Source organism: Enterobacteriaceae endosymbiont of Donacia sparganii, from assembly GCF_012569045.1.
In the GTDB taxonomy this organism is placed as follows: Bacteria; Pseudomonadota; Gammaproteobacteria; order Enterobacterales; family Enterobacteriaceae.
On sequence record NZ_CP046196.1, the window covers coordinates 2,327 to 27,794 of the forward strand.

General features: G+C 22.3%; 21 protein-coding genes, 4 tRNA genes, 2 rRNA genes and 1 other RNA gene. 14 read left to right on the plus strand and 14 right to left on the minus strand.

Annotated features, from left to right (window positions below):
* Positions 1-15 precede the first annotated feature (15 nt).
* The 3 genes from GJT98_RS00015 (at position 16) to murB (ending at position 4,187) form a co-directional block, all read left to right on the plus strand.
* Positions 16-2,949, plus strand: a 23S ribosomal RNA gene (locus GJT98_RS00015).
* 61 nt (positions 2,950-3,010) lie between these two features.
* Positions 3,011-3,126: ribosomal RNA gene (gene rrf, locus GJT98_RS00020) — 5S ribosomal RNA — on the plus strand.
* A 20-nt stretch (positions 3,127-3,146) separates the two neighbouring features.
* Complete coding sequence (murB, locus tag GJT98_RS00025) at positions 3,147-4,187, plus strand: UDP-N-acetylmuramate dehydrogenase (RefSeq protein WP_168820646.1); 1,041 nt, start codon at positions 3,147-3,149, stop codon at positions 4,185-4,187.
* Between the two features lie 38 nt (positions 4,188-4,225).
* Here the strand turns inward: murB and aroQ are convergent, their stop codons facing one another.
* Positions 4,226-4,675: a type II 3-dehydroquinate dehydratase gene (gene aroQ / locus GJT98_RS00030; RefSeq protein ID WP_168820648.1), complete on the minus strand. Its 450-nt coding sequence runs from the start codon at positions 4,673-4,675 to the stop codon at positions 4,226-4,228.
* A 202-nt stretch (positions 4,676-4,877) separates the two neighbouring features.
* Here aroQ and GJT98_RS00035 point away from each other — a divergent pair, with 202 nt between their 5' ends.
* The 3 genes from GJT98_RS00035 to mreD are packed head-to-tail and all read left to right on the plus strand — an operon-like array spanning position 4,878 to position 7,254.
* The gene (locus GJT98_RS00035) at positions 4,878-5,921 is read left to right on the plus strand and encodes a rod shape-determining protein (RefSeq protein WP_168820650.1); all 1,044 of its coding nucleotides are present in this window, start codon (positions 4,878-4,880) and stop codon (positions 5,919-5,921) included.
* Between the two features lie 25 nt (positions 5,922-5,946).
* Complete coding sequence (gene mreC / locus GJT98_RS00040) at positions 5,947-6,762, plus strand: rod shape-determining protein MreC (protein WP_168820652.1); 816 nt, start codon at positions 5,947-5,949, stop codon at positions 6,760-6,762.
* Positions 6,763-6,771: 9 nt separating this feature from the next.
* Positions 6,772-7,254 (plus strand): rod shape-determining protein MreD, encoded by a 483-nt coding sequence (gene mreD, locus GJT98_RS00045; protein WP_168820654.1) that lies wholly within the window; start codon positions 6,772-6,774, stop codon positions 7,252-7,254.
* 57 nt (positions 7,255-7,311) lie between these two features.
* Here the strand turns inward: mreD and GJT98_RS00050 are convergent, their stop codons facing one another.
* Both GJT98_RS00050 and GJT98_RS00055 read right to left on the minus strand, forming a co-directional pair.
* Positions 7,312-7,614 carry a TusE/DsrC/DsvC family sulfur relay protein gene (locus tag GJT98_RS00050; protein ID WP_168820656.1) on the minus strand — a complete coding sequence of 101 codons (303 nt, stop codon included), beginning with the start codon at positions 7,612-7,614 and terminating at the stop codon, positions 7,312-7,314.
* A 30-nt stretch (positions 7,615-7,644) separates the two neighbouring features.
* Positions 7,645-7,729: transfer RNA gene (locus tag GJT98_RS00055), tRNA-Ser, on the minus strand.
* A 95-nt stretch (positions 7,730-7,824) separates the two neighbouring features.
* Here GJT98_RS00055 and rsmI point away from each other — a divergent pair.
* Both rsmI and rnpB read left to right on the plus strand, forming a co-directional pair.
* A complete protein-coding gene (rsmI, locus tag GJT98_RS00060) occupies positions 7,825-8,688 on the plus strand; it encodes a 16S rRNA (cytidine(1402)-2'-O)-methyltransferase (RefSeq protein ID WP_168820659.1) in 864 nt (287 codons plus the stop codon).
* A 31-nt stretch (positions 8,689-8,719) separates the two neighbouring features.
* Positions 8,720-9,080, plus strand: an RNA gene (gene rnpB / locus GJT98_RS00065) — RNase P RNA component class A.
* A gap of 35 nt (positions 9,081-9,115) precedes the next feature.
* Here rnpB and folD read toward each other — a convergent pair.
* Positions 9,116-9,964, minus strand: coding sequence for a bifunctional methylenetetrahydrofolate dehydrogenase/methenyltetrahydrofolate cyclohydrolase FolD (folD, locus tag GJT98_RS00070; protein WP_168820661.1), 849 nt, complete (start codon positions 9,962-9,964; stop codon positions 9,116-9,118).
* 86 nt (positions 9,965-10,050) lie between these two features.
* On the opposite strand from folD, the gene GJT98_RS00075 reads away from it, so the two are divergent.
* Positions 10,051-10,124 (plus strand) — tRNA-Arg (locus GJT98_RS00075).
* Between the two features lie 320 nt (positions 10,125-10,444).
* Here the strand turns inward: GJT98_RS00075 and GJT98_RS00080 are convergent.
* Together GJT98_RS00080 and GJT98_RS00085 are read right to left on the minus strand one after the other, a co-directional pair.
* Positions 10,445-10,517: transfer RNA gene (locus GJT98_RS00080), tRNA-Lys, on the minus strand.
* A gap of 30 nt (positions 10,518-10,547) precedes the next feature.
* Positions 10,548-10,620 (minus strand) — tRNA-Val (locus GJT98_RS00085).
* 145 nt (positions 10,621-10,765) lie between these two features.
* Here GJT98_RS00085 and gltX point away from each other — a divergent pair.
* Positions 10,766-12,172: a glutamate--tRNA ligase gene (gene gltX, locus GJT98_RS00090; protein ID WP_168820663.1), complete on the plus strand. Its 1,407-nt coding sequence runs from the start codon at positions 10,766-10,768 to the stop codon at positions 12,170-12,172.
* A 70-nt stretch (positions 12,173-12,242) separates the two neighbouring features.
* Here the strand turns inward: gltX and hspQ are convergent, their stop codons facing one another.
* Complete coding sequence (hspQ, locus tag GJT98_RS00095) at positions 12,243-12,563, minus strand: heat shock protein HspQ (protein ID WP_168820665.1); 321 nt, start codon at positions 12,561-12,563, stop codon at positions 12,243-12,245.
* A gap of 230 nt (positions 12,564-12,793) precedes the next feature.
* On the opposite strand from hspQ, the gene alr reads away from it, so the two are divergent.
* Positions 12,794-13,873 carry an alanine racemase gene (alr, locus tag GJT98_RS00100; RefSeq protein ID WP_168820666.1) on the plus strand — a complete coding sequence of 360 codons (1,080 nt, stop codon included), beginning with the start codon at positions 12,794-12,796 and terminating at the stop codon, positions 13,871-13,873.
* A gap of 32 nt (positions 13,874-13,905) precedes the next feature.
* Here alr and metG read toward each other — a convergent pair whose 3' ends face one another.
* From metG to ftsY, 6 genes are all read right to left on the minus strand, one after another.
* Positions 13,906-15,537, minus strand: a complete 1,632-nt coding sequence (gene metG / locus GJT98_RS00105) for a methionine--tRNA ligase (protein ID WP_246208942.1) — start codon at positions 15,535-15,537, stop codon at positions 13,906-13,908.
* Positions 15,538-15,618: 81 nt separating this feature from the next.
* On the minus strand, positions 15,619-16,140 hold the full coding sequence (locus tag GJT98_RS00110) for a metal-dependent hydrolase (RefSeq protein WP_168820668.1): 522 nt from the start codon (positions 16,138-16,140) through the stop codon (positions 15,619-15,621).
* A 29-nt stretch (positions 16,141-16,169) separates the two neighbouring features.
* Positions 16,170-18,101 (minus strand): exoribonuclease II, encoded by a 1,932-nt coding sequence (locus GJT98_RS00115; RefSeq protein ID WP_168820670.1) that lies wholly within the window; start codon positions 18,099-18,101, stop codon positions 16,170-16,172.
* Between the two features lie 11 nt (positions 18,102-18,112).
* The gene (gene ssb, locus GJT98_RS00120; RefSeq protein ID WP_168820672.1) at positions 18,113-18,640 is read right to left on the minus strand and encodes a single-stranded DNA-binding protein; all 528 of its coding nucleotides are present in this window, start codon (positions 18,638-18,640) and stop codon (positions 18,113-18,115) included.
* An 87-nt stretch (positions 18,641-18,727) separates the two neighbouring features.
* Positions 18,728-19,609, minus strand: a complete 882-nt coding sequence (gene rpoH, locus GJT98_RS00125; RefSeq protein ID WP_168820674.1) for an RNA polymerase sigma factor RpoH — start codon at positions 19,607-19,609, stop codon at positions 18,728-18,730.
* Positions 19,610-19,679: 70 nt separating this feature from the next.
* Positions 19,680-20,642, minus strand: coding sequence for a signal recognition particle-docking protein FtsY (ftsY, locus tag GJT98_RS00130; RefSeq protein WP_168820676.1), 963 nt, complete (start codon positions 20,640-20,642; stop codon positions 19,680-19,682).
* A gap of 125 nt (positions 20,643-20,767) precedes the next feature.
* On the opposite strand from ftsY, the gene rsmD reads away from it, so the two are divergent.
* Positions 20,768-21,343: a 16S rRNA (guanine(966)-N(2))-methyltransferase RsmD gene (gene rsmD / locus GJT98_RS00135; protein WP_168820678.1), complete on the plus strand. Its 576-nt coding sequence runs from the start codon at positions 20,768-20,770 to the stop codon at positions 21,341-21,343.
* A 4-nt stretch (positions 21,344-21,347) separates the two neighbouring features.
* Here rsmD and tusA read toward each other — a convergent pair whose 3' ends face one another.
* Positions 21,348-21,599 carry a sulfurtransferase TusA gene (gene tusA / locus GJT98_RS00140; protein ID WP_168820680.1) on the minus strand — a complete coding sequence of 84 codons (252 nt, stop codon included), beginning with the start codon at positions 21,597-21,599 and terminating at the stop codon, positions 21,348-21,350.
* Between the two features lie 113 nt (positions 21,600-21,712).
* Between tusA and recA the strand changes: the two genes are divergently transcribed.
* The gene (gene recA / locus GJT98_RS00145) at positions 21,713-22,711 is read left to right on the plus strand and encodes a recombinase RecA (RefSeq protein WP_168820682.1); all 999 of its coding nucleotides are present in this window, start codon (positions 21,713-21,715) and stop codon (positions 22,709-22,711) included.
* 73 nt (positions 22,712-22,784) lie between these two features.
* Positions 22,785-25,421 (plus strand): alanine--tRNA ligase, encoded by a 2,637-nt coding sequence (gene alaS, locus GJT98_RS00150; RefSeq protein WP_168820684.1) that lies wholly within the window; start codon positions 22,785-22,787, stop codon positions 25,419-25,421.
* Positions 25,422-25,468: the final 47 nt, after the last annotated feature.

The following is a 25,468-nucleotide window of genomic DNA, read 5'->3' on the forward strand; positions in this document are numbered from 1 at the left end:
AATTGTGGGTTGTAAGGTTAAGTAAATAAGCGTATATGATGGATGCCTTGGCAGTCAGAGACGATGAAGGACGTGTTAATCTGCGAAAAGCATCGATGAGTTGATTTGAAACATTATTAATCGATGATGTCCGAATGGGGAAACCTAATATATATAATTATATATTATCGTTATTTGAATACATAGAATAACGAAGTGAACCAGGAGAACTGAAACATCTAAGTATCCTGAGGAAAAGAAATCAATAGAGATTTCCTTAGTAGTGGCGAGCGAACAGGAAAAAGCCCAGAGATATACGTATTTATTATATTAGTAGAAATAACTGGAAAGTTATACGATACAGGGTGATAGTCCCGTATATTAAAATATAATAATTATAATCTCAAAGAGTAGAACGAGACACGTGAAATCTTGTTTGAATATAGGGGGATCATCCTCTAAGGCTAAATACTACTGACTGACCGATAGTGAACTAGTACCGTGAGGGAAAGGTGAAAAGAACCCCGGTTAGGGGAGTGAAATAGAACCTGAAATCATATACGTACAAGCAGTAGGAGCGTTTTGTAAAAAACGTGACTGCGTACCTTTTGTATAATGGGTCAGCGAGTTATATTTTGTAGCAAGGTTAACTGTATAAGGAAGCCGTAGGGAAACCGAGTCTTAAAAGGGCGTTTAGTTGCAAGGTATAGACCCGAAACCCGGTGATCTAACCATGGGCAGGTTGAAGGTTTGGTAATGCTTACTGGAGGACCGAACCGACTAATGTTGAAAAATTAGCGGATGACTTGTGGTTAGGGGTGAAAGACCAATCAAACCGGGAGATAGCTGGTTCTCCCCGAAAGCTATTTAGGTAGCGCCTCGTGTAATTCATATTCGGGGGTAGAGCTCTGTTTCGGCTAGGGAATCTTCCAGATTTACCAATCCGATGCAAACTTCAAATACCGAATAATGTTATCACGGGAGACACACAGCGGGTGCTAACGTCCGTTGTGGAGAGGGAAACAACCCAGATCGCTAGCTAAGGTCCCTAAGTTATAATTAAGTGGGAAACGAAGTGGGAAGGCATAAACAGCCAGGATGTTGGCTTAGAAGCAGCCATCATTTAAAGAAAGCGTAATAGCTCACTGGTCTAGTCGTCCTGCGCGGAAGATTTAACGGGGCTAAATTATACACCGAAGCTGCGACAATAAATATTTTATTTATTGGGTAGGGGAGCGTTCTGTAAATTGTTGAAGATAAATTGTGAAGTTTATTGGAAATATCAGAAGTGCGAATGCTGACATGAGTAACGATAAAATAGGTGAAAAACCTATTCGCCGAAAGACTAAGGTTTCCTATCCAACGGTAATCGAGGTAGGGTAAGTCGAATCCTAAGGTGAGGCTGAAAAGCGTAATCGATGGACAACAGGTTAATATTCCTGTACTCATTATTATTGCGAAGGGGGGACGGAGAAGGTTAAATTAGCCAAGTGATGGTTGTCTTGGTTTAAGCGTTTAGATGAATTATTTAGGAAAATCCGGATAATTATAAACATTAAGGCGTAATGACGAAATACTTTATTGTATTGAAGTAATTGATACCATGCTTACAAGAAAAGCCTCTAAGCTCTAGATAATATTGAATCGTACTCCAAACCGACACAGGTAGTCAGGTAGAGAATACTAAGGCGCTTGAGAGAACTCAGGTGAAGGAACTAGGCAAAATAGTGCCGTAACTTCGGGAGAAGGCACACTGATTGTAAGTAAAAAAATTTACTTTTGGAGCTGAAATCAGTCTAAGATAATAGCTGACTGCAACTGTTTATTAAAAACACAGCACTGTGCAAACACGTAAGTGGACGTATACGGTGTGACGCCTGCCCGGTGCCGGAAGGTTAATTGATAGAGTTATTATTTTTATAAGAAGCTCTTGATCGAAGCCCCGGTAAACGGCGGCCGTAACTATAACGGTCCTAAGGTAGCGAAATTCCTTGTCGGGTAAGTTCCGACCTGCACGAATGGCGTAATGATGGTCAGACTGTCTCCACCTGAGACTCAGTGAAATTGAAATTGCTGTGAAGATGCAGTGTACCCGCGGCAAGACGGAAAGACCCCGTGAACCTTTACTATAGCTTGATATTGAATAATTAATCTTAATGTGTAGGATAGGTGGGAGACTATGAAATAGTAACGCTAGTTAATATGGAGTCAACCTTGAAATACCACCCTTTAATATTTATTATTCTAACCTAAACCCGTTATCCGGGTTAGAGACAGTGTCTGGTGGGTAGTTTGACTGGGGCGGTCTCCTCCTAAAGAGTAACGGAGGAGTACTAAGGTCAGCTAATCACGGTCGGAAATCGTGAGGTTAGTACAAAGGCATAAGCTGGCTTAACTGTAAGAATGACAATTCGAACAGATGCGAAAGCAGGTCTTAGTGATCCGGTGGTTCTGTATGATAAGGCCATCGCTCAACGGATAAAAGGTACTCCGGGGATAACAGGCTAATACCGCCCAAGAGTTCATATCGACGGCGGTGTTTGGCACCTCGATGTCGGCTCATCACATCCTGGGGCTGCAGTAGGTCCCAAGGGTATGGCTGTTCGCCATTTAAAGTGGTACGCGAGCTGGGTTTAGAACGTCGTGAGACAGTTCGGTCCCTATCTGCCGTGGGCGTTGGAAGATTGAAAGGATTTGCTCCTAGTACGAGAGGACCGGAGTGAACGTATCTCTGGTGTTCGGGTTGTCATGCCAATGGCATTGCCCGGTAGCTAAATACGGAAAAGATAAGCGCTGAAAGCATATAAGCGCGAAACTTACCTTAAGATTAATCTTCCCAGGATTTTTATTAATTATTTGTAAAAATCTCTTAAGGGACGTTAAAGACTATGACGTTGATAGGCTGGATGTGTAAGCATAGTAATATGTTGAGCTAACCAGTACTAATAAACACCCGTGAGTCTTAACCTTACAACACCAGAATYGTTTAGATTTAACTATTAATTATTTTAATAATTTAATAAAATATAATCCTGGTATAAATAACGCAATGGTACCACCTGAATCCATTCCGAACTCAGAAGTGAAACGTTGTAGTGCCGATGGTAGTGTGAGGTCTCCTCATGTGAGAGTAGGAAAATACCAGGATAAAAAATATATAAATAAAAATGGTTTACTGTAATTATCCATTAAAAAAATTAAATACTTTTAATCTTAATATTAATGCTAATAAAGTTGTAAAAGTTAAAGAATTACAACAATTATGCAAATTATGGCAAAAATATAAAAAAAAATATCTTCCATGTTTAATATTAGGAGATGGAAGTAATATTTTATTTTTAAAAAATTTTTATGGTCTTGTTATTATTAATAGAATTAAAGGTATATATATAAATGAATCTAAAAAATATTGGAATTTACATGTAAATTCTGGAGAAAATTGGCATAAATTAGTAGAATTTACAATTAAAAAAAAAATTTATGGTTTAGAAAATTTAGCATTAATACCTGGACGTGTAGGTTCAGCGCCAATACAAAATATAGGAGCTTATGGATCTAGTATAAAAGATTTTTGTCAATATGTAGATATTATTAATCCAATTAATAAAAAAATAAAGAGGATTAATAAAAAAAAATGTAAATTTCAATATAGAAATAGTATTTTTAAACATAACAACTATAAAAATTATGTAATAATTTCTGTAGGATTATCTCTTTCTAAAAAATGGATTCCAAATTTAAATTATAATGATTTAAAACATTTAAAATCTAATATTACTCCTCAAAAAATTTTTAATTATATTTGTAATATTAGAAAAAAAAAAATCCCTCATCCAAAAATTTATGGTAATGCAGGTAGTTTTTTTAAAAATCCAATTATATCTCCTAAATTAGGATTTAAATTATTAAAAATATTTCCTGATATACCTTTTTCTTTAGAAAATAATTATTTTAAATTATCTGCAGGATGGTTAATTGATAAATGTAAATTTAAAGGATATATAAGAAAAGGTGTTATGGTCCATTCTAAACAAGCTTTAATACTGTTAAATAAATTTAATAATTCATCAGGTATGAACATACTACAATTGGCTATTAAAATACATAATACAGTAGGAAAAAAATTTGGAATTTGGTTAGAACCAGAAGTAAAAATTATAAATAGTTATGGGATAGTTAATCCATATATTTTTTTTAAAAAAAATTAAAACATAATACTTAATGTTATTGAGATAATAATTAATAATTAATTAAATAATCTTTTAAAAATGACTTTTAAAGCTAAAATATAGCCATATGTTCCTAATCCTAAAATTATTCCACTAGAAATATCCGAAAAAAATGATTTTTTTCTAAAATTTTCTCTTTTGTATATATTTGTAATATGTATTTCTATAAAAGGTATATTAATTGCTAATAAAGTATCACGTAAAGCAATACTGGTATGAGTAAAAGAAGCTGGATTTAAAATAATATAATTAATTTGATTTTTATATTGAACTAAATAATTAATTAATTGATGTTCTGCATTAGATTGATAATGACTTAATTTACAACATTTTTTTTCAGCTTTTTTATATAAAATATTTATGACATCATCTAAAGATGTATTTCCATATATTTTAGGTTCTCTAGTACCTAAAAGATTTAAATTAGGACCATTTAAAACTAAAATATGATATTTTTTTTTTTTCATTATTTGAATATTTACTTATTTAAGTTAAAATATTTATTTAATAATATATTAATCTTTTTTGTTTTACAAAGTAAATAAAATTTTAAATTTTTTATTTATAATAAACAATTTATTTATTATACAGATAATGTTATTATTTATTAATATAATGAATTTGATTTAATTAAAATAACTATAAAATATAAAATCGGGTTTTTTTATCATGTTAAAAAAATTTCGGGGAATGTTTTCTAATGATTTATCAATAGATTTAGGAACAGCAAATACTTTAATTTATGTTAAAGGACAGGGTATTGTTTTAAATGAACCTTCTGTAGTAGCAATTAGACAAGATAAAGCAGGTTTTCCAAAAAGTGTAGCTGCCGTAGGATATAATGCTAAACAAATGTTAGGTAGAACACCAGGAAATATTTCTGCTATTAGACCTATGAAAGACGGTGTTATAGCAGATTTTTTTATCACTGAAAAAATGTTACAACATTTTATTAAACAAGTTCATAGTAATAGTTTTATGAGACCTAGTCCTAGGGTATTAGTATGTGTCCCGGTAGGAGCAACACAAGTTGAAAGAAGAGCTATCCGTGAATCTGCTCAAGGAGCAGGAGCTAGAGAAGTTTTTTTAATAGAAGAACCAATGGCTGCAGCAATTGGTGCAGGATTACCTGTTTCAGAAGCTACTGGCTCTATGGTTATAGATATAGGTGGAGGAACTACTGAAGTAGCTGTTATTTCTCTTAATGGAGTAGTATATTCTTCTTCAGTAAGAATAGGAGGAGATAGATTTGATGAAGCTATTATTAATCATGTAAGACGTAATTATGGTTCTTTAATTGGAGAAGCTACTGCAGAAAGAATTAAACATAGAATAGGTTCTGCTTACAATAATGAAGAATTATTAGAAATGGAAGTAAGAGGAAGAAATTTAGCAGAAGGAGTACCAAGAAGTTTTACATTAAATTCAAATGAAATACTAGAAGCACTTCAAGAACCTTTAACAGGGATAGTAAGTGCCGTAATGATTGCATTAGAACAATGTCCTCCAGAATTAGCTGCTGATATTGCAGAAAGGGGGATGATACTAACTGGAGGAGGAGCATTATTAAGAAATTTTGATAAATTATTAATTGAAGAAACCGGTATACCAGTTTCTATTGCAGAAGATCCATTAACTTGTGTAGCAAGAGGTGGAGGTAAAGCTTTAGATATGATTGATATACATGGAGGAGATTTATTTAGTGAAGAATAAATTACAATTTTAAGATAATATATTTATGAAATTAATTTTTAATAAAAAACCTATTTTTAAATTTAGAATAATTATTACAATAATAATTTCTATAGTAATTATATTTACAGATATATATTCTAATTTTTTTATAAATATAAGATACTATGTTAATAGTAAAATTAGTCCTATTTATTTTATAATAAATAAACCATTTTTTATATATAAAAATATATCAAATTATTTTATTAAATATCATTTCTTACAAAAACAAAATAAGTATTTTTTTAATAAAATATTACAACAAAATGTTAAATTATATAATTTAGAAAAAATTAAATATCAAAATAATAATTTAAGAAAAATTTTACGATTACCAATTATAAAAGAAAGAAAATATATATTAGCAGAAATAATACCTGTTATTTTTCCTATACATACAGGATTAATATTTATTAATAAAGGATTAAAAGACAATATAAAACAAGGTACAATAGTACTTAATGATCAAGGTGTTGTAGGACAAGTAATATCAAGTACAAATAAAAGTAGTCAAGTTTTATTAGTTTGTAATAAAAAAATTTCTTTACCAGTACAAATACAGAATAGTGATATTAAATTCATAATTAATGGTAATGGATGTACAAAAAATTTACAATCTGAATATCTTTCTACAGATATTAATGTTAATAAAGGAGATATAATAATTACTTCTGGATTAGATGAAGAATACCCTAGAGGATATCCTGTAGGTGTAATAACTAATATATTTTTTGAAAAAGAAAAAAATTTCAATATAATATTCGTTAAACCATTTATGCAAATAGAAAAAATAAAATATTTATTATTATTAATAAATTAGAAATAAAATATGAAAAATTATTTTTTAAGATTATTTATTTATATAACATTTATAATATCATTATTTTTACAAATTATTTTTACTAAAAATAGTAATATTATATTACATATATCATGGTTAATATTAGTTTTAATTTATTGGATTATATCTTATCCTTATATAATAAATATTATTACCAGTTTTTGTATAGGATTAATGATAGATTTTTTTACAAATTATATTTTAGGAGTACATAGCTTATTATTATGTATAATAACATATTTTTTATCATATAATTATAAATTAATTACAAATTTTAATATAATATGTAAATCATTATTAATAATTTTTATTTTATTTACTATAAATATAGTAGTTTATTATATAAATAATATTAATTATAGTTATTTAAACTTATTTTACCAAACTATTTTAAATAGTTGTATATGGATTATAATTTATTTTTTTATGGATAAAATTTATTATAAATGTAAAAATTATTTTTTTATATAAAAAAAACATTATCTTTTTAAGATAATGTTTTTTAAAAAAAAATATTATTATAATTAATTATAAACAAATATCATTTTTTGGTAATCCAGCAATTTTTGAAGCTTGCTTTATAGATCCATTGGGAAATAAATTAAATAAAATAACACTATTCCAGTTTATATTTTTATATTTTTTCTTTAATACATTAATTAACATACGTAAATTAGGATGTGTATCATATTTTAAATAAATAAAACGTAATGTATGTATTATTTTCCAATGATTAGGAGTTAAAATAATATTTTCTGTAAGTGCAATCTTAATTGCTATTTTTTCATTCCATGAATTATATATATTTTTTTTTTTATATAATAAATACATTTTTTATAATTATGATATTTAACCTAAAATAGGAGGAAGAGAGATTCGAACTCTCGAATAGTTTCCTATTTCCGGTTTTCAAGACCGGTGCCTTCAACCTCTCGGCCATTCCTCCATTTTTATATTTAAAATTATATTTTATTATGTGTATAATAATATATTTTATAAAAAAATTAAAGTAAATATTTTAAATAATTAATTATTACAAATATGAAAAATAATAATTTTAAATTAGGTAATTTATATATTATAGCTACACCAATAGGTAATTATGATGATATAAGTAAAAGAGCTTTAATAATTTTAAATAAAGTAGATTATATTTTAGCAGAAGATACTAGAAAAACAGGACTTTTATTAAAATATTTTAATATTAAAAAAAAATTATATTCATATTATGAATATAATGAAAAAAAAAAAGCAAATTTTTTTTTAGAAAAAATTATAAAAGGATTAAATCTAGGATTAGTTTCAGATTCAGGAACACCATTAATTAATGATCCTGGATATAGGATAATACAATTATGTCGTGAAAAATATATTAATATTAAAATTATACCTATTCCAGGACCATGTGCCGCTATTTTAGCATTAATTTCATCAGGTTTACCAACAAATAAATTTTGTTATGAAGGTTTTTTACCCCATAAAAAAAATAAAAGAATTAAAAGATTAAATGAATTAAAAAAAGAATATAGAACATTAATTATTTATGAGTCGACACATAGATTATTAAAATGTTTATATGATATAAAAAAAATTTTTGGTAAAAATAGATATATAGTTCTTGCTAGAGAATTAACAAAAAAATGGGAAAATATATATGGAAGTAATATTTCTAATTTAATAAAATGGATTAAATTAGATTTAAATCGATTAAAAGGAGAAATAGTTTTAATTATTAAAGGATATATTTCTTATAGTATTAATGATGAACTCTCTCCTAAAATTATCAAAACATTTTTAAATTTAAAAAAAGAATTATCAACAAAAAAAGCAATTAATATAACTTCTGATATTTTTTCTGTTAAAAAAAATTTATTATATAAATTTTATATAAAAAATAAATATTAATTAGACCTTTAATAGTATATAATATATTTTTAAAATTAATTAAAACAGTCGCTTTTATTTATTTAATAAAAGAGGAAAGTCCGGACTCCATAGGGTATGGTGCCAGGTAATTACTGGGAAGTTAAAACTTACGAATAGTGCAACAGAAAAAATACCGCCATATTTATTATATAAATATAAAATATGGTAAGGGTGAAAAGGTATGGTAAAAGCATACCGGTATGTTAGCAATAACATATGTCAATGTAAACTCCACCAGGAGCAAGGCTAAATAAGGTTAGTATAACCCGTACATATTAAAACCTGGGTAAGCCGCTTGAAATAATAAGTGATTATTATTCTAGATAAATGACTGTTCTAGACAGAATCCGGCTTAAAAATTAATTTTAAAATATCTAGCATAATTTTTTTCTTTAAAAGAAAAAAATTATGCTTTTTCATAGGAAAATAAAATATTTTGCATTAAGGTAGCTACCGTAATAGGACCTATCCCCCCAGGTACCGGAGTAATATAAGAAGCTCTTTTTTTAGCAGTATGAAAATCAATATCTCCTACAATTTGGTTTTTATTAATCCTATTAATCCCTACATCTATTACAATAGCTCCTATTTTAATCCAATTTCCTGGTATAAAATTAGGTTTACCAACCGCAACTATTAACAAATCAGCATATTTTATATAATGTTGTAAATTTTTCGTAAAACGATGTGTAATAGTAATTGTACATCCTGTTAATAATAATTCCATTGCCATTGGTCTACCTACTATATTAGAAGCACCTACTATTACTGCATTTAAACCATGTGTATTAACTTTATAATATTTTAATAATCTTAATATGCCTAAAGAAGTACAAGGACGTAATAAAGGAGCTCTTTGACATAAACGACCTATATTATAGGGATGAAAACCATCTACATCTTTTTTAGGATGTATTTTTTCTAATATTTTTATTATATTAATTTTTTTAGGTAATGGTAATTGAATTAAAATTCCATCAATATATTTATTTTTGTTTAAAAAATTAATAATATTAATTATTTTTTTTTCACTAATATTTTGAGGTAAATTATAATTATAGTAAGAAAATCCTAATTTATTACAAATTTTTAATTTATTTTTAATATAAATTTTAGATATTGGATTATTTCCTACTAAAATTACTCCTAATCCAGGTTTCCTTTTTCTATTTAATAAAATATTTTGCATTTTTTGATAAATTTTTATATATATTTTTTTAGCAATAATATGTCCATTAATAATTTTAGCATTCATTTTTATATTACTCATTAATAAATAAAATTAATTTAATTAATTTGAATATGTAATACAATAATGTTATTATTACAAGTAGTAATTTTGCGCTCTTAGCTCAGTAGGATAGAGCAATAGCCTTCTAAGCTATTGGTCACAGGTTCGAATCCTGTAGAGCGCAAAAATATTAAAAATATTATTTTTATTTAAAAAATAAAAATTTCTATTTTATTAATTTTTTTATGACATATAATTAAGTTATTTTTACCAAATCAAAAATTAGATTTTAATGTTTTATTAAAATCTAATTTAAATAGATAACCTACCTATATAAAATTAAAAATATTATTTTAAAATAAATTATAATAATTTATTTAATTATTTTTTTAATAAATAATAAAAATACTACTTTTAGTAAAAAGTAATATTAAAACTATTTGAAAAAATATTTTTTATTAAAAAAAATTTATTAATTTTTAGATAAAAAATTAAACTATTTATTGGGTCGTGCAGGATTTGAACCTGCGACCAATTGATTAAAAGTCAACTGCTCTACCAACTGAGCTAACGACCCATATATATTATAAATATTTTATGAATTTTATGGGTGATGACGGATTTGAACCGGCGACCCCCTCCTTGTAAAAGAGGTACTCTACCAACTGAGCTAATCACCCAAAGTATAATTCTTATATGCTATATTTTTTAATACTAAAATGTCAATGTTTTTTATTAAAAAATATTTTAAATAAATATAATAATTCATATTATATACTAATATAATATTATTAATCTACATAAAAATAAAAAATTTTATATACTATGAAAATTATAACTAGATTTGCACCTAGTCCTACTGGTTATTTACATATAGGTAATATTCGTACTGCTTTATATTCATGGTTATTTGCTAGAAAAAATAAAGGCCATTTTATATTACGTATTGAAAATACTGATTTTAAAAGATCAAAAAAAATATTTGTTCAAAATATTATTAAAACTTTACAATGGTTAAATATAGATTGGGATAAAGGACCTTACTTTCAAAGTAAAAGAATACATGTATATAATAATATTATAAATAATATGTTATATAATGGTACTGCTTATAAATGTTATTGTTCTAAAGAAGAATTAGAAAAAAATAAACAAAAACAAATTCTTAATGGAGAAAAAATTAAATATAATGGAAAATGTCGTAATAATAATTTAAATTTTAATTCTAAAATACCTTATTCAGTAAGATTTCGTATTCCTAAAAATAAATTTATTACATTTAAAGATACAATTAGAGGTAAAATAACATTTAATAATGATGAATTAGATGATTTTATAATTAAAAGAACAGATGGTATACCTACTTATAATTTTTGTGTAGTAATAGATGATTCAGATATGAAAATTACTCATGTAATTAGGGGAGAAGAACATATTAATAATACTCCTAAACAAATACATATTATTAATGCTATTGGAGTGAATACACCTATATATACTCACGTTTCTATTATTACAGATGAATTAGGAAAAAAAATTTCTAAAAGAGATCATAATTTAAATATTTTTAAATATAAAGAAAATGGTTATCTACCAAATGCTTTATTAAATTATATTTTACGTTTAGGATGGTCTTATGGAAATAAAGAAATTTTTTCATTAGAAGAAATGAAAAAATTATTTAATTTAGAAAATTTAAATAAATCTCCTAGTATTTTAAATATAACAAAATTAAATTGGTTAAATAAATATTACTTAAGTAAATTATCAAAAAATGACATGATTAATTACTTAAAAAATTTTTGTAATAAAAAAAATATAAATACTAATAATGGTCCAAAATTAAAAAATTTATATAAAATATTTTATAATAGATGTAATACATTAAATGAAATAAGTAATTTATGTTTTATTTTTTATAAAAATCCCGATTATAACAATAATGATTTAACTAAAAAATATTTAAATATTAATACTCAAATAATTTTAAAAATATTTTTAAAAAAATTAAATGATATAAAAAAATGGTCACTAGAAAATATTAATTATATTTTTAAAAAAATATTATCTGAATTAAATATAAATTTTAAAAAAGTAGCAATGACTTTGCGTGTAGCTATTACTGGATTAAAAAATACTCCACCTATTAATAATATTATTTATTTAATGGGTAAAAAAAAAATTATATATCATATTAAAAATGCAATAAATTTTATTAAATTTAATATTTAATAAATAAAAAATTAGTTTTTATAGTTAAATTTATATAGGCGGATTAATTAAATTTTATATTCCGCTTATATTAATTTCTTAATTTAGGTGTTATTAATTGTTTTTTTATTGAAGCAGCTAATTCATCTAATGAAGAATTTTCTGGATGTTCATTTTCTAAAGGTTCTCCTGATAATTGCGCTTCTGCTAAATAAGTATGTATAGGTTGCCCCGTATCATCTTCCATAACTACATGATACCAAGGTTTACTACGTAATGTTATACTCTCTGCAACTTCATCAATTTTAGGATCACGTAAAGAATATTCAGGATCAACATCAACTATAACTCCTAAAAAACCTAATAATTTATGCCTTACTTGTTGACCAATTCCAAATTTACTGGTAATCATTATTAATATCCTTTTTAAAAAATATTAGAATTTTAGTACTAATTATATAATAAACTTCTTTTAAGTTAAATATTAATTTAGATTAAAATATATAAAATTTCAGTACTATTTTAAATTTTTTTTAATATAAAATATAATTTTATTATATATAAAATATATAAATTAAATAATTTTTATTTTAATTTATTTTCCTAAGAAATTTTAAAATTTAATTTAAGAGTAAATCATATATGACAAGACCTATTTCTGCTATTATTAATATTAATTCATTAAAAAATAATTTTAAAATAATTAGAAATATTGCATTTAAATCTAAAATTTGGTTAGTTTTAAAAGCAGATGCTTATGGTCATGGTATTAAAAATATTTTTCCCGTTCTTAATAAGAAGAGTAATGGTTTTGCTATTCTAACAATAGATGAAGCTATTTTTTTAAGAATAAATGGTTATAAAAAACCTATTTTATTATTAGAAGGATTTTTTAATAAAGAAGAATTATATTTAATTTATAAATATAATTTAACTATTACATTACATAATAAATGGCAACTTAATACATTAATTAAATATAAATCAAAATATCCTATTAATATATATATTAAAATTAATACTGGAATGAATAGATTAGGATTTCCAACAAAAAATATTATTAAAATAATTAATATAGTTAAAAATCAAATTAATGTTTATAAAATTACTTTAATGACTCATTTTGCCGATGCATCAATAAATTCTAATTTTGTTAAAAAACAAATAAATAATATTAAAAAATATATTCATAACTATTATGAATTTCCATGTTCATTTGCTAATTCTGCAGCAACTTTATGGCATTCATATAGTCATTATGATTGGATTAGAACTGGTATTATTTTATATGGAGCTTCACCTACTGGTGATTGGAAAGATATTTCTAAAAAAAAAATTAAACCAGTAATGACATTAAAAAGTAGAATAATATCTATACAGAAAATCCTTCCAGGACAAATAGTAGGATATAATTGTAATTATTATACTAATAAAAAACGTAGAATAGGAATTATTGCATGTGGATATGCAGATGGATATCCTAGAAATATTACTGCTAAAACATATGTTTTAATTAAAGGTATTAAAACAAAAATATTAGGTAATGTATGTATGGATATGATTGCAGTGGATTTAATAAATATTCCCACAGCAAAAATAGGAAGTTCCGTAGAGTTATGGGGAGAAAATCTAAAAATAGATGATATAGCCAAATCAGTTAATACTATTGGATATGAATTAATGTGTTCTCTTACAAAGAGAGTTCCTAGAATTTTAAAATAATTTTTATTTAATACAAAAAATAAATTTTATAATTATTCTTTTATTATCTTTTTTAAATCATTTATATTTATTCTTGTAAATAATGGTTTAAATTTACTAATTTTTCTATTAATTAAAGGATATTTTATATTATGAATACATAATTTTTTTTTTAAAAATAATTCTGTTTTTTGAGATAAAATAGGCATAATTGGTTTTATATATATCATTATAATACGAAACATGTTTATTCCCATAGAACAAATTTTTTGAACCTCTTTTTTTTTTAAATTATTTTTAATTAATAACCATGGTTTATATTTATCAATATAATAATTAGCTATATCTGATAAAATTATGATTTGCTTAATAGCATGACTAAATTTACATTTAATGAAATATTCATGAATAATTTTTGATTTTTCGACAAATTTTAAATAAAAAGATATATCAATATTTTTAGATAAATTATTATTAAAATAATTATTAATAAAATATGCATTTCTTGAAGCTAAATTAACAATTTTATTTACAACATCTCCATTAATTTTATAAACAAAATCATAAAAATTAAAATCAATATCATTAATATTAGATGATAATTTAGAAGCATAATAATAACGTAAACTATCAGAATCTAAAAATTTTAACCATTTTTTTGCAGTAATAAAATTTCCCTTAGATTTTGACATTTTTAATCCATTTAATGTTATATGTCCATGAACAAATAACTTAGTAGGTTTTCTAAAATTACTACCTTCTAAAATAGCAGGCCAAAATAAACTATGGAAATAAATTATGTCTTTCCCAATAAAATGATATAATTCTGTATTAGAATCCTTTTTCCACCACTCAAAAAAATTTAATTTTTTGTTATGATTACATAAATTTTTAAAAGTACTGATATATCCTATAGGAGCATCTAACCATACATAAAAATATTTATTTATAGAATTTGGTATTTTAAAACCAAAATATGGGCTATCTCTAGTTATATCCCATTTTTTTAAACCTAAAATAAACCATTCTTTCATTTTATTTTTTATTTTTTCTTCTAAAACACCAGAATTCAACCAATTTTTTAAAAATTTATAAAATTGAGGTAAATCAAAAAAATAATGTTCAGAATTACATAATATAGGAGTTGTATGAGATAAAATAGAAATAGGGTCAATTAATTCAATAGATCCATAAGTTATTCCACAATTTTCACAATGATCACCATATTGGTTAATAGAATAACAATTAGGACATTTTCCTTTAATAAACCTATCAGGTAAAAAAAGATTATAGATATAATCGTATAATTGTTTAATAATTTTTTTTTTAATAAATTTTTTTTTTTTTAAACGATTAAAAATTAATTTAGAAAAAAAAAAATTTTCATTACTATGTGTAGTATAGTAATTATCATAACTAATATTAAAATTTCTTAGATCACTAATATGTTCAAAATATACTTTTTTAATCATTTTTTCTGGAGTTATATTTAATTTTTTAGCTTTTAACATTACAGGAGTACCATGTGCATCATCAGCACAAATAAAATATATTTCATTTCCACACATACGATGATATCTAACCCAGATATCTGCCTGTATATGTTCTAACATATGACCTAAATGAATACTACCATTAGAATAAGGTAATGCACATGTAACTAATATTTTTTTTTTTAAAAACATAATATTTTATTAAATCTTTATAGTTAATTATAAATTAAAAATTATTTTAATTATTGTTAATTTAATATTATAAAAATTATATTATCGAAAAAGTTTAATTATAATATTATTACAAATAGGATACAATAAATATAAAGAAAATATTAAATATAAATAACAAAAAATATCTTCTTTTAAAAAATTTTTTGTAATAACTGGAAGTTTAAATTTTTTTTTATAAGGCCATAATAATGGTACTCCTAATGGAGTTAATATATCTGCAATAATATGACTTAAATAACCTATAATTAAACCTAATTTAACATCAAAAAAATAATTTAATTTTAAATGAATAGGAAAAATTATATATCCAAAGATTAATATAAATAATAAACTATGAGTAAATCCTCTATGCCCAAATATTTTATTAATTAAATATGATAAAATTTTAATTTTACGTCCTAAAATAGATTTAGGATTATCAATATCAGGTAATAAACACGTAATAATTGAAACAGGAATAATACGCCACCAATCATCATGATACATTATATGAGAAAAAATAAAATGTTGTATTAAAATACTACTAGCTATAGTAAATATTATATGTCCTTTAACTGTCATATAAATTTATCCAATATAAATTATAAAAATTAAATTATTTTAACAATAATACTATCAATATTTATTTTTTTTATAATAACTTTTATTTTATCAGTAACTTTATATAATAACTTTTGCTTATTAAAAATAAGTCCTTTTTCTTGATTAATAATAATATTATTAGTACATAAAAATTTTTTAGGAACAAAAGCATAAGCTCCATTTTCAATAAATCTTACTTTTATTCCAATAAATAATATATCAATAATTTCAGATATAAAAATTTTATTACGAATAGACATATTTTTAAAATATTGTAAATATAAAAAATTAGATAAATCTTTTTTTGCTTGTTTATTTAAATAACGCTTTTGATTCATATTAATATAAATATCATCTACAGGTTTTTCTATATTAGAAGATTTATGTATAATTGATTTTATTAATCTATGATTGATAATATCTCCAAATTTACGTATAGGAGATGTCCAAGTAGCATATCTTTTTAAACCTAAAGCAAAATGTGGGCCAGGTTTTGTATTAAATAATGTAATTAATTGATATTTTTTTATTCTATTTAAAATAAATGATGATTTTAAATCATATATTTTGTTATATATAGTTTTATATCCTTTTAAAGTCATTAAAAATTTTTTATCATATTTAATATTATATTCATTTAATAAATTAATTAGTTTCTTTAATTTACTTATATTAAAACCATAATATATATTATATATTCCAAAACCTAATTTTTTATATAAAATTTCAGAAGCACATATATTAGCAGTTATCATAGCTGTTTCAATTATTTTATGTGCTATTCTTTTTTCTTCTATTACTATATCTAGTATATAACCTTTTTCTCCAAAAATAAATTTATAATTAGTATTATTAAAATTTATAATATTTTGATCATTCCATTTTTTACGATATAAATAAAATTTATATAAAAAAATAATTTGTTTTTTTATTTCATTATTTTTTGGTTTCCAAGTTCCTTTTTTTTCTAACCAATCTGAAACATCATTATAATTTAATTTTGCATTTGATTTTATCCAACCTGTAAAAAAAATTATTTTTTTAGATAAAAAACCATTTTTATTAATAATCATTTTACAAATTAAAACTGGTCTTTTTTTTTTTGGTTTTAAAGAACAAAAATTTTCTGATAAAAATTTTGGTAATAAAGGAATTGTTAACCCAGGTAAATAATTTGTAAACATTCTTTGTGAAGCTATTTTATCTATTTTACTATCTTTTTGAATATAAGCGGTAGGATCAGCAATAGCTACATAAACTAATATTTTTTCTTCAGAAATTTCTTCTATATATAATGCATCATCTATATCTTTTGTGTCTTTACTATCTATTGTAATAAAACATAATTTAGTTAAATCTTTTCTAAATATATTATCATCTAAAAGTTTTATTTTTTCACATAAAGTATTACTAGGAGGTTCTATAGAAAGATTATATTTTAATAAAACTTCCCACCATGGCATTAAGTATTCATTATTAAATAAATATTCTGTTATTTCTGCTATAAACATACTATCCCCTTTTAAGGGATGTTTAATAATTTTTGCTATTACTTTTTCTCCATCTTTAAAATTATTTTTTATATCTTTTTTTATATAACATTTTATTAAATTTTTATGTAAAATTTTTTTTTCTGGAATTATATAAATAATATCATTTTTTTTTTTTATTTTTCCTTGAAAAATATTAACATTAGATTTTAATAATTTAATTGGTATAACTTGTAATTTATTATCATCATTATTTTCTATATTAGCTAATATATAATCTCCTTCCATTATATATTTAAAATAAACAGAAGATATATAATAAATATTATTTTTATCTGTTTCTAAAATTCCTAATTTTTTATTTAAAATTTTTACAAAACCTTTAATAGGAGGTAAATTTTTTGTAAATTTTTTTTTTAGTTTTAAAAGTAGTTTATTATTATAAAACATAATTTTAATTTTTAAAATGGGATATCATCTTCAAAATCAAGAATATTTTCATTTTTATTAATAGAAAGTTCATTATTAATATTATTATTTTTTTCTAATGAATCAGATGTCTTGCTCTTTTTATTCCAATTATTTTTAATTTCTTTAGAAATTTTATCTTTATTTATTAAATTATTATCATTTTGACGCAGATTATTTAATATTTGCATAGTACCTCCTACACTTACAATTATTTCAGTTATATAATTATCTTGTCCATTTTGATTTTGCCATTTTCTTGTTTGTAAAGTACCTTCAATATATACTTGAGATCCCTTTTTTAAATATTCATTAGAAATTTCTGCTAATTTTCCAAATATAACTATTCGATGCCATTCAGTTTTTTCTTTATTTTCTCCGGTATTTTTATCTTTCCAATTATCTGAAGTAGCAACGATAATATTTACAACAGGATTTCCATTTGGCATATATCGCATTTCAGGATTTTTACCTAAAAAACCTATAATAATTACTTTATTAATACCTCTTTTACTAGCCATTTTAATCCTTTTATTAAAAAATTTAAATTTTAATATAATTTTAAATTAAGAATTTTATTATTACATAAAAATCATAAAAAACATAAATTATATTGGAAATAAATTTCCAATCATAAAACGTAATTTTTTCATTGCATTTTTTTCTAATTGTCGTATACGTTCTGCAGATATACCATAATAATTTGCTAACTCTTGTAATGTAATTTTTTTTTTATTTTTATTTAACCATCTTAAATTAATAATATTACGACTACGATAATCTAATTCTAATAAAGCTATATATAATTTATTTGAAATAAATTTACTCCAATTATCTTTTTCTATTATATTTGCAAAATTAGAATTATGATCTTTAAGAAAGATACCAGAACTAATATTTTTATTTTTAAAATCTTCCTTAATATTTAAATTATCATTCATATCTTGTGCTGACATACGTGATTCCATTTCACAAACATCTTTAATAGACACACCTAATTCTTTAGCAACCATTTTAATTTCATCTTGATTAAACCAACCTAACCTTTGTTTAGCTTTTCTTAAATTAAAAAATAATTTTCTTTGTGCTTTTGTAGTTGCAACTTTTACTATTCGCCAATTACGTAAAACGTATTCATGTATTTCTGCTCTAATCCAATGAACAGCAAAAGATACTAAACGTACTCCAATTTCTGGATTAAATTTACGTACAGCTTTCATTAAACCTATATTACCTTCTTGAATAAGATCAGCGTGTTGTAAACCATATCCAGAATAATATTTTGCTACATGTATAACAAATCTTAAATGTGATAAAATTAATTTTTTAGCAGCTTCTAAATCTCCTTTATAATATAATTTCCTTGATAATTCTTGTTCTTCTTTAGAAGTTAACATCGGATAGTTATTAGTAGTATATATATATGAATTTAGCGTACCTATAGGTAGAACAGGAGATCTTAAGTTAGAGGTAAATATATTTTTATACATTAAATCCTCCAAAAATAAAAATTATTAACATAATTTTAACTAAATTTAAATTTATAATAATAAATATTAATTAATAATTTGTAAAAATTGCATTTATAAAATCTTTTGCATTAAATGTATATAAATCTGTAATTTTTTCTCCAGAACCTAAATATCTTATTGGAATATTAAATTCATTAGCTAAAGAAAAAATAACTCCACCTTTTGCTGTTCCATCTATTTTAGATATTATAATTCCTGTTACTCCTATATTTTCATGAAATATTTTAAGTTGATTAATGGAATTTTGCCCAATATTTGCATCTAAAACTAACATAATTTCATCAAGAACCATATTATTATTTTTTTTTATTACACGAACAATTTTTTTTAATTCTTCCATAAGAAAAAAATTATTATGTAATCTTCCTGATGTATCAGCAATTAAAATATCTATTTGTTTTTTTTTAGCTTGAGAAATTGCATCAAAAATAATAGCTGAACTATCTTTTTTCTTTTTATTATATACAAAAAAACTATTACTTTTTTTACTCCACACATTTAATTGCTCATGAGCTCCTGCTCTAAAAGTATCACCAGAAGCTAAAAGTACAGATTTTTTTTTTTTATAAAAATAATATGCTAATTTACCTATTGTTGTTGTTTTACCTACTCCATTTACACCTATAATTAATATTATAAATGGTTTCTTTTTATTATTAATAACTAAAGGTACTTCTACTGGGAGTAGAATTTTTAACATTTCTATTTTTAGATATTCATATAATTGAGAAGAATTTTCTAGTTTATTTAATTTTGCATATTTTTTAGTTAAATTAATAATTTTATTAGCAGTATGTATACCTACATCTGAAATAATTAATTTTTCTTTTAAATTATTAAATAATTTTTCATCAATAAATTTTTTTTTTTTAAAAAGATTAATAATTTCTTTACCGATATTTTTACTTGTTTTAATTAATTTTTTTTTAAAATAGTTAAAAAAACTTATTTTTTTTTCATTTTTTTTATTTATATTTTCTTTATTTATCATTTTTTAAAATTTTTAAATTATTTAGTAATAAAATACTTGATAAAAGTAAATTAAATTGTTATTTAAATAATATAACAAAATATTTTTTCAAAGTAATTAATATTATTAGGTTATTTATTTAAATTATGAAAAAAAAAAATAATAGTATTAATATTATTTCAGGAAAATGGAAAGGTAAAAAAATAAAGGTAATAAATAATAAAATATTAAAACCTACAATGAATTTTATTCGTGAAAATTTATTTAATTGGATTATGAATGATATAGGTATGTTATCATGTCTAGATTGTTATGCAGGAACTGGTATTTTAAGTTTTGAAGCTCTTTCTAGAAATGCATTTTTTGCTACTTTATTAGAAAATAATAAAAAAATATTTCAACAATTAAAAAAAAATACTTATTTATTAAAAATAAAAAATATTTCTTTAAATTATAAAAATACTTTAAATTTTTTATCAAATAAATCAAAAATTCAATATGATTTGGTATTTATAGATCCTCCATTTTGTAAAAAAAATATTTTATTACAAAAAACTTGTTTTTTATTAGAAAAAAATAATTGGTTAAAAAATCATACAAAAATTTTTCTTGAATATGAAACTAAAAGTAATGATTTTTTTTTACCTAAAAATTGGATTAAATATCGTAAAAAAAAATTTGGTATTGTTACATATCTTTTATATAAAAGAAATTTTATATAAAAAATTATAATTTTTTAATTAAAAACAAATATGGTATTTTATATATTTTTTTTTTAATTATGTTATAATTCATAAAATAACAAAAATGCTTAATATCTATATTAACTAATATATCATTTGTAATAATTAATAAGGTTTCATTTTTTTTTATTTTATTCGTAGTTTTTCTAATCATCATAATTGTATTTGGACACTGTAATCCTTGTATATCTAGAATATAATTTGCATCTTTATAAAAATTATTTTTTTTAAACATTTGAAAATATTTTTAATAATAAATTTATATGAATATTTTTATTATAATAGAAAAAATTTTTTTATAAATATTAATAATTAAATTTATTATCATAAATATCTAAGGTATAGATTATGAATTTAGAAAAAAAAAAACAAATAGCTCTTGAAGAGGCTATTACACAAATAGAAAACCAGTTTGGTAAAGGTTCTATTATGCGATTAGGTGATAATAGAACTATGGATATAGAATCTATATCTACAGGGTCTATATCGTTAGATATAGCATTAGGTATTGGAGGTTTACCTATTGGTAGAATAGTTGAAATATATGGACCAGAATCTTCTGGAAAAACTACTTTAACATTACAAATTATTGCTGAAGCTCAAAAATTAGGTAAAGTTTGTGCTTTTATTGATGCAGAACATGCACTAGATCCTATATATGCTAAAAAATTAAATGTTGATATTAATAAATTATTATGTTCCCAACCTGATACAGGAGAACAAGCATTAGAATTATGTGATTCATTAGCTAAATCAAAAATTATAGATGTTATCATAGTAGATTCTGTAGCTGCTTTAACACCAAAAGCTGAAATAGAAGGAGAAATAGGAGATTCACATGTAGGATTAGCAGCAAGAATGATGAGTCAAGCTATGCGTAAATTAGCGAGTAATTTAAAACAATCAAATACACTATTAATTTTTATTAATCAAATTCGTATGAAAATAGGAATTCTATTTGGTAATCCTGAAGTTACAACTGGAGGTAATGCATTAAAATTTTATGCTTCTATAAGATTAGATATAAGGAAAATTGGTACTGTGAAAAATGGAGATAATATAATAGGTAATGAAACAAGAGTAAAAGTTGTTAAAAATAAAGTTGCAGTACCTTTTAAACAAGCTGAATTTCAAATTATTTATGGACAAGGTATTAATCTTTATGGAGAATTATTAAATTTAGGAGTAAAAGAAAAAATAATTGAAAAATGTGGATCATGGTATAGTTTTCATAATGAAAAAATTGGCCAAGGAAAAATGAATGCTATAAATTTTCTAAAAAATAATAAAAAAAAATCTATAGAAATAGAAAAAAAATTAAGAGAAATTTTTTTTAAAAAAAAATAATGTAAATTAAACTTATGTTTTTTGTAAATAATTTTTATATATTTATTTTAAACAATTAAGGATAATTAATAATATGGGAAGTATAATAAAAGAAATTAGTAAAATGTTTTTAGAATTTTTTTATAAAAAAAAACACAAAATAATAAAAGGAAGTTCATTAATACCTAATAATGACGAATCATTATTATTTACAAATGCAGGAATGAATCAATTTAAAGAATATTTTTTAGGATATAAAAAATCTCCTTTTTCAAGAATTACTACAATACAAAAATGTATACGTGTAGGAGGTAAGCATAATGATTTTAAAAATGTAGGCTTTACTAAAAGACATAATACATTTTTTGAAATGTTAGGTAATTTTAGTTTTGGAGATTATTTTAAAAAAGAAGCTATTTTTTATGCATGGGAATTATTAACTGATTCTAAATGGTTTAATTTGGAAAAAAAAAAAATATATATAACTGTATATCATACAGATATAGAAACATATAATATTTGGAATAAAGATATTGGAATATTTAAGGAAAATATCTTATTAATTAAAGATAAAAATAATATAATTTATAATTCTGATAATTTTTGGCAAATGGGGGAAACAGGACCATGTGGGCCATCTACAGAAATTTTTTATGACTTAGGAGATCATTTAAAAGGAAACATTAAAAATAATTTAGGTAATCGTTTTATTGAAATATGGAATATTGTTTTTATACAATTTAATAAAAATTTAAATGGAGAATTAATATCTTTACCAATGAAATCAGTTGATACAGGAATGGGATTAGAAAGAATTAGTAGTATTTTAGAAGGTGTAGATTCTAATTATAAAATTAATATTTTTCAAAAAATTATCAAAAATATAAATAATTTTGTTAAAACTAAAGATTTAGAAAATAATTCGTTAAAAGTAATAGCTGATCATATTAGATCTTCTGTTTATTTAGCAGCAGAAAATATTTTACCTAGTAATGAAAAAAGAGGATATATTTTACGAAAAATTATCAGAAGAGCTATAAATCATGGTAGAATTTTAGGCATAAAAAAATATTTTTTTTATAAATTAGCTAAAAAATATATTAGAGATATTGATGATAGAGAAAAAGAATTTTTATATAAAAAATATGATAATATAATAAAAATTATTAAAAATGAAGAAAAAAGTTTTAATGAAATTATAAATTCAGGAATTATTTTATTAAATAAAGAAATTAAAAAATCAAAAAATAATTATTTATCAGGTAAACAAATATTTTTTTTATATGATACTTTTGGCTTATCTCCTGATTTAATAGAAGATATATGTATAAATAAAAAAATTAATATTAATAAAAAAGAATTTATAAAATATATGGATATACAACGTAAACAATCAAGAAAAAAACATTTTTTTGAAAAAAAAATAAATTTATATTATAAAAATAAAATATCTAAATTTAATGGATATAAAATTTTTGCTACTTATAGTAAGGTACTTGATATATATTTAAATGGTATATCTAGAAATAAAATAAATTTAGGAGATACAGGAGAAATAATACTAGATATTACTTCTTTTTATGGAGAATCAGGGGGACAAATAGGAGATATAGGATATTTAGAAAAAGATAAAGAAAATATTTTTCAAGTTTATAATACTAAAAAACAAGGAAATTTAATTATCCATATTGGTAAAATGATTTTAGGATCACTAAAAATAAATGATTATTTATATTCTAAAATAGATATATCATATCGTATGATGATTAGTAGAAATCATTCTGCAACACATTTATTACATTTTGTTTTACGTAAAATGTTTGGTACATATGTACACCAAAAAGGTTCTTTAGTAACTAATAAATATTTAAGGTTTGATTTTTCATATAATAATTCTTTAGAGTTAAAAGATATTTTAAATATTGAAAAAAAAATTAATAATTATATATTTAAAAATATAAAAATAAAAACATATATACAGAAAAAACAAGAAATAAAAAATAATAATATTATTGCTTTATTTAATAATCAATATGATGATACTGTAAGAGTTGTTGATATTAAAAATGTTTCAAAAGAATTATGTTGCGGTACACATATATCTAATACTCAAGAAATAGGTTTATTTATAATTACAAAATTTCTTAATATTGCACATGGTATTAAACGTATACATGCTTTTACTCATAATCTAGCGTTAGAATATATACAAAAACAAAATAAAAATATTAAATATATTTCTAATATAATTAGAACAGATGAAGAAAATTTAGTAAAAAATATTTTATTAGATAAAAAAAAAATAAATATTTTAAAAAATAATATTAAAAAATTAGAAGAATATATTTCTTCACAAGAAGAACAAACTTTATTAGAAAATAATATATTATTAAATAATATTAATTTAGTAATTAGTAAAATATATAATTTTAATCCTAAATTATTTAGTTATATTATAAAAAAATTATTAAAAAAATTTACAAAAATAATAATTATATTATCTACAAAATGGGAAAATAAAATATTTTTTATTATAAAAATTAGTAAAAATATTTCTGATAAAATCAATGCCATAGAAATTATTCAAAAAAATTTAGATAAAAATGTTTGTAAAGTAAATGGATGTGCTAATATAGCACAAGGAAAAATTAATCTTAGTAAAGATAAATATTATTTTTTCTTATCTAAGATAAGATCATTTGTTTTAAATAAAATAAATAAATTAATTTAAAATTAATTTATTTATATATTTTTAAAAGATAAAACTTTTTAATTATT

Bases quoted from the DNA above. Each gene is read 5' to 3' on its own strand.
- murB (WP_168820646.1), top strand. From the start codon at position 3,147: ATGGTTTACTGTAATTATCCATTAAAAAAATTAAATACTTTTAATCTT.
- aroQ (WP_168820648.1), bottom strand. From the start codon at position 4,675: ATGAAAAAAAAAAAATATCATATTTTAGTTTTAAATGGTCCTAATTTA.
- GJT98_RS00035 (WP_168820650.1), top strand. From the start codon at position 4,878: ATGTTAAAAAAATTTCGGGGAATGTTTTCTAATGATTTATCAATAGAT.
- mreC (WP_168820652.1), top strand. From the start codon at position 5,947: ATGAAATTAATTTTTAATAAAAAACCTATTTTTAAATTTAGAATAATT.
- mreD (WP_168820654.1), top strand. From the start codon at position 6,772: ATGAAAAATTATTTTTTAAGATTATTTATTTATATAACATTTATAATA.
- GJT98_RS00050 (WP_168820656.1), bottom strand. From the start codon at position 7,614: ATGTATTTATTATATAAAAAAAAAAATATATATAATTCATGGAATGAA.
- rsmI (WP_168820659.1), top strand. From the start codon at position 7,825: ATGAAAAATAATAATTTTAAATTAGGTAATTTATATATTATAGCTACA.
- folD (WP_168820661.1), bottom strand. From the start codon at position 9,964: ATGAATGCTAAAATTATTAATGGACATATTATTGCTAAAAAAATATAT.
- gltX (WP_168820663.1), top strand. From the start codon at position 10,766: ATGAAAATTATAACTAGATTTGCACCTAGTCCTACTGGTTATTTACAT.
- hspQ (WP_168820665.1), bottom strand. From the start codon at position 12,563: ATGATTACCAGTAAATTTGGAATTGGTCAACAAGTAAGGCATAAATTA.
- alr (WP_168820666.1), top strand. From the start codon at position 12,794: ATGACAAGACCTATTTCTGCTATTATTAATATTAATTCATTAAAAAAT.
- metG (WP_246208942.1), bottom strand. From the start codon at position 15,537: ATGTTTTTAAAAAAAAAAATATTAGTTACATGTGCATTACCTTATTCT.
- GJT98_RS00110 (WP_168820668.1), bottom strand. From the start codon at position 16,140: ATGACAGTTAAAGGACATATAATATTTACTATAGCTAGTAGTATTTTA.
- GJT98_RS00115 (WP_168820670.1), bottom strand. From the start codon at position 18,101: ATGTTTTATAATAATAAACTACTTTTAAAACTAAAAAAAAAATTTACA.
- ssb (WP_168820672.1), bottom strand. From the start codon at position 18,640: ATGGCTAGTAAAAGAGGTATTAATAAAGTAATTATTATAGGTTTTTTA.
- rpoH (WP_168820674.1), bottom strand. From the start codon at position 19,609: ATGTATAAAAATATATTTACCTCTAACTTAAGATCTCCTGTTCTACCT.
- ftsY (WP_168820676.1), bottom strand. From the start codon at position 20,642: ATGATAAATAAAGAAAATATAAATAAAAAAAATGAAAAAAAAATAAGT.
- rsmD (WP_168820678.1), top strand. From the start codon at position 20,768: ATGAAAAAAAAAAATAATAGTATTAATATTATTTCAGGAAAATGGAAA.
- tusA (WP_168820680.1), bottom strand. From the start codon at position 21,599: ATGTTTAAAAAAAATAATTTTTATAAAGATGCAAATTATATTCTAGAT.
- recA (WP_168820682.1), top strand. From the start codon at position 21,713: ATGAATTTAGAAAAAAAAAAACAAATAGCTCTTGAAGAGGCTATTACA.
- alaS (WP_168820684.1), top strand. From the start codon at position 22,785: ATGGGAAGTATAATAAAAGAAATTAGTAAAATGTTTTTAGAATTTTTT.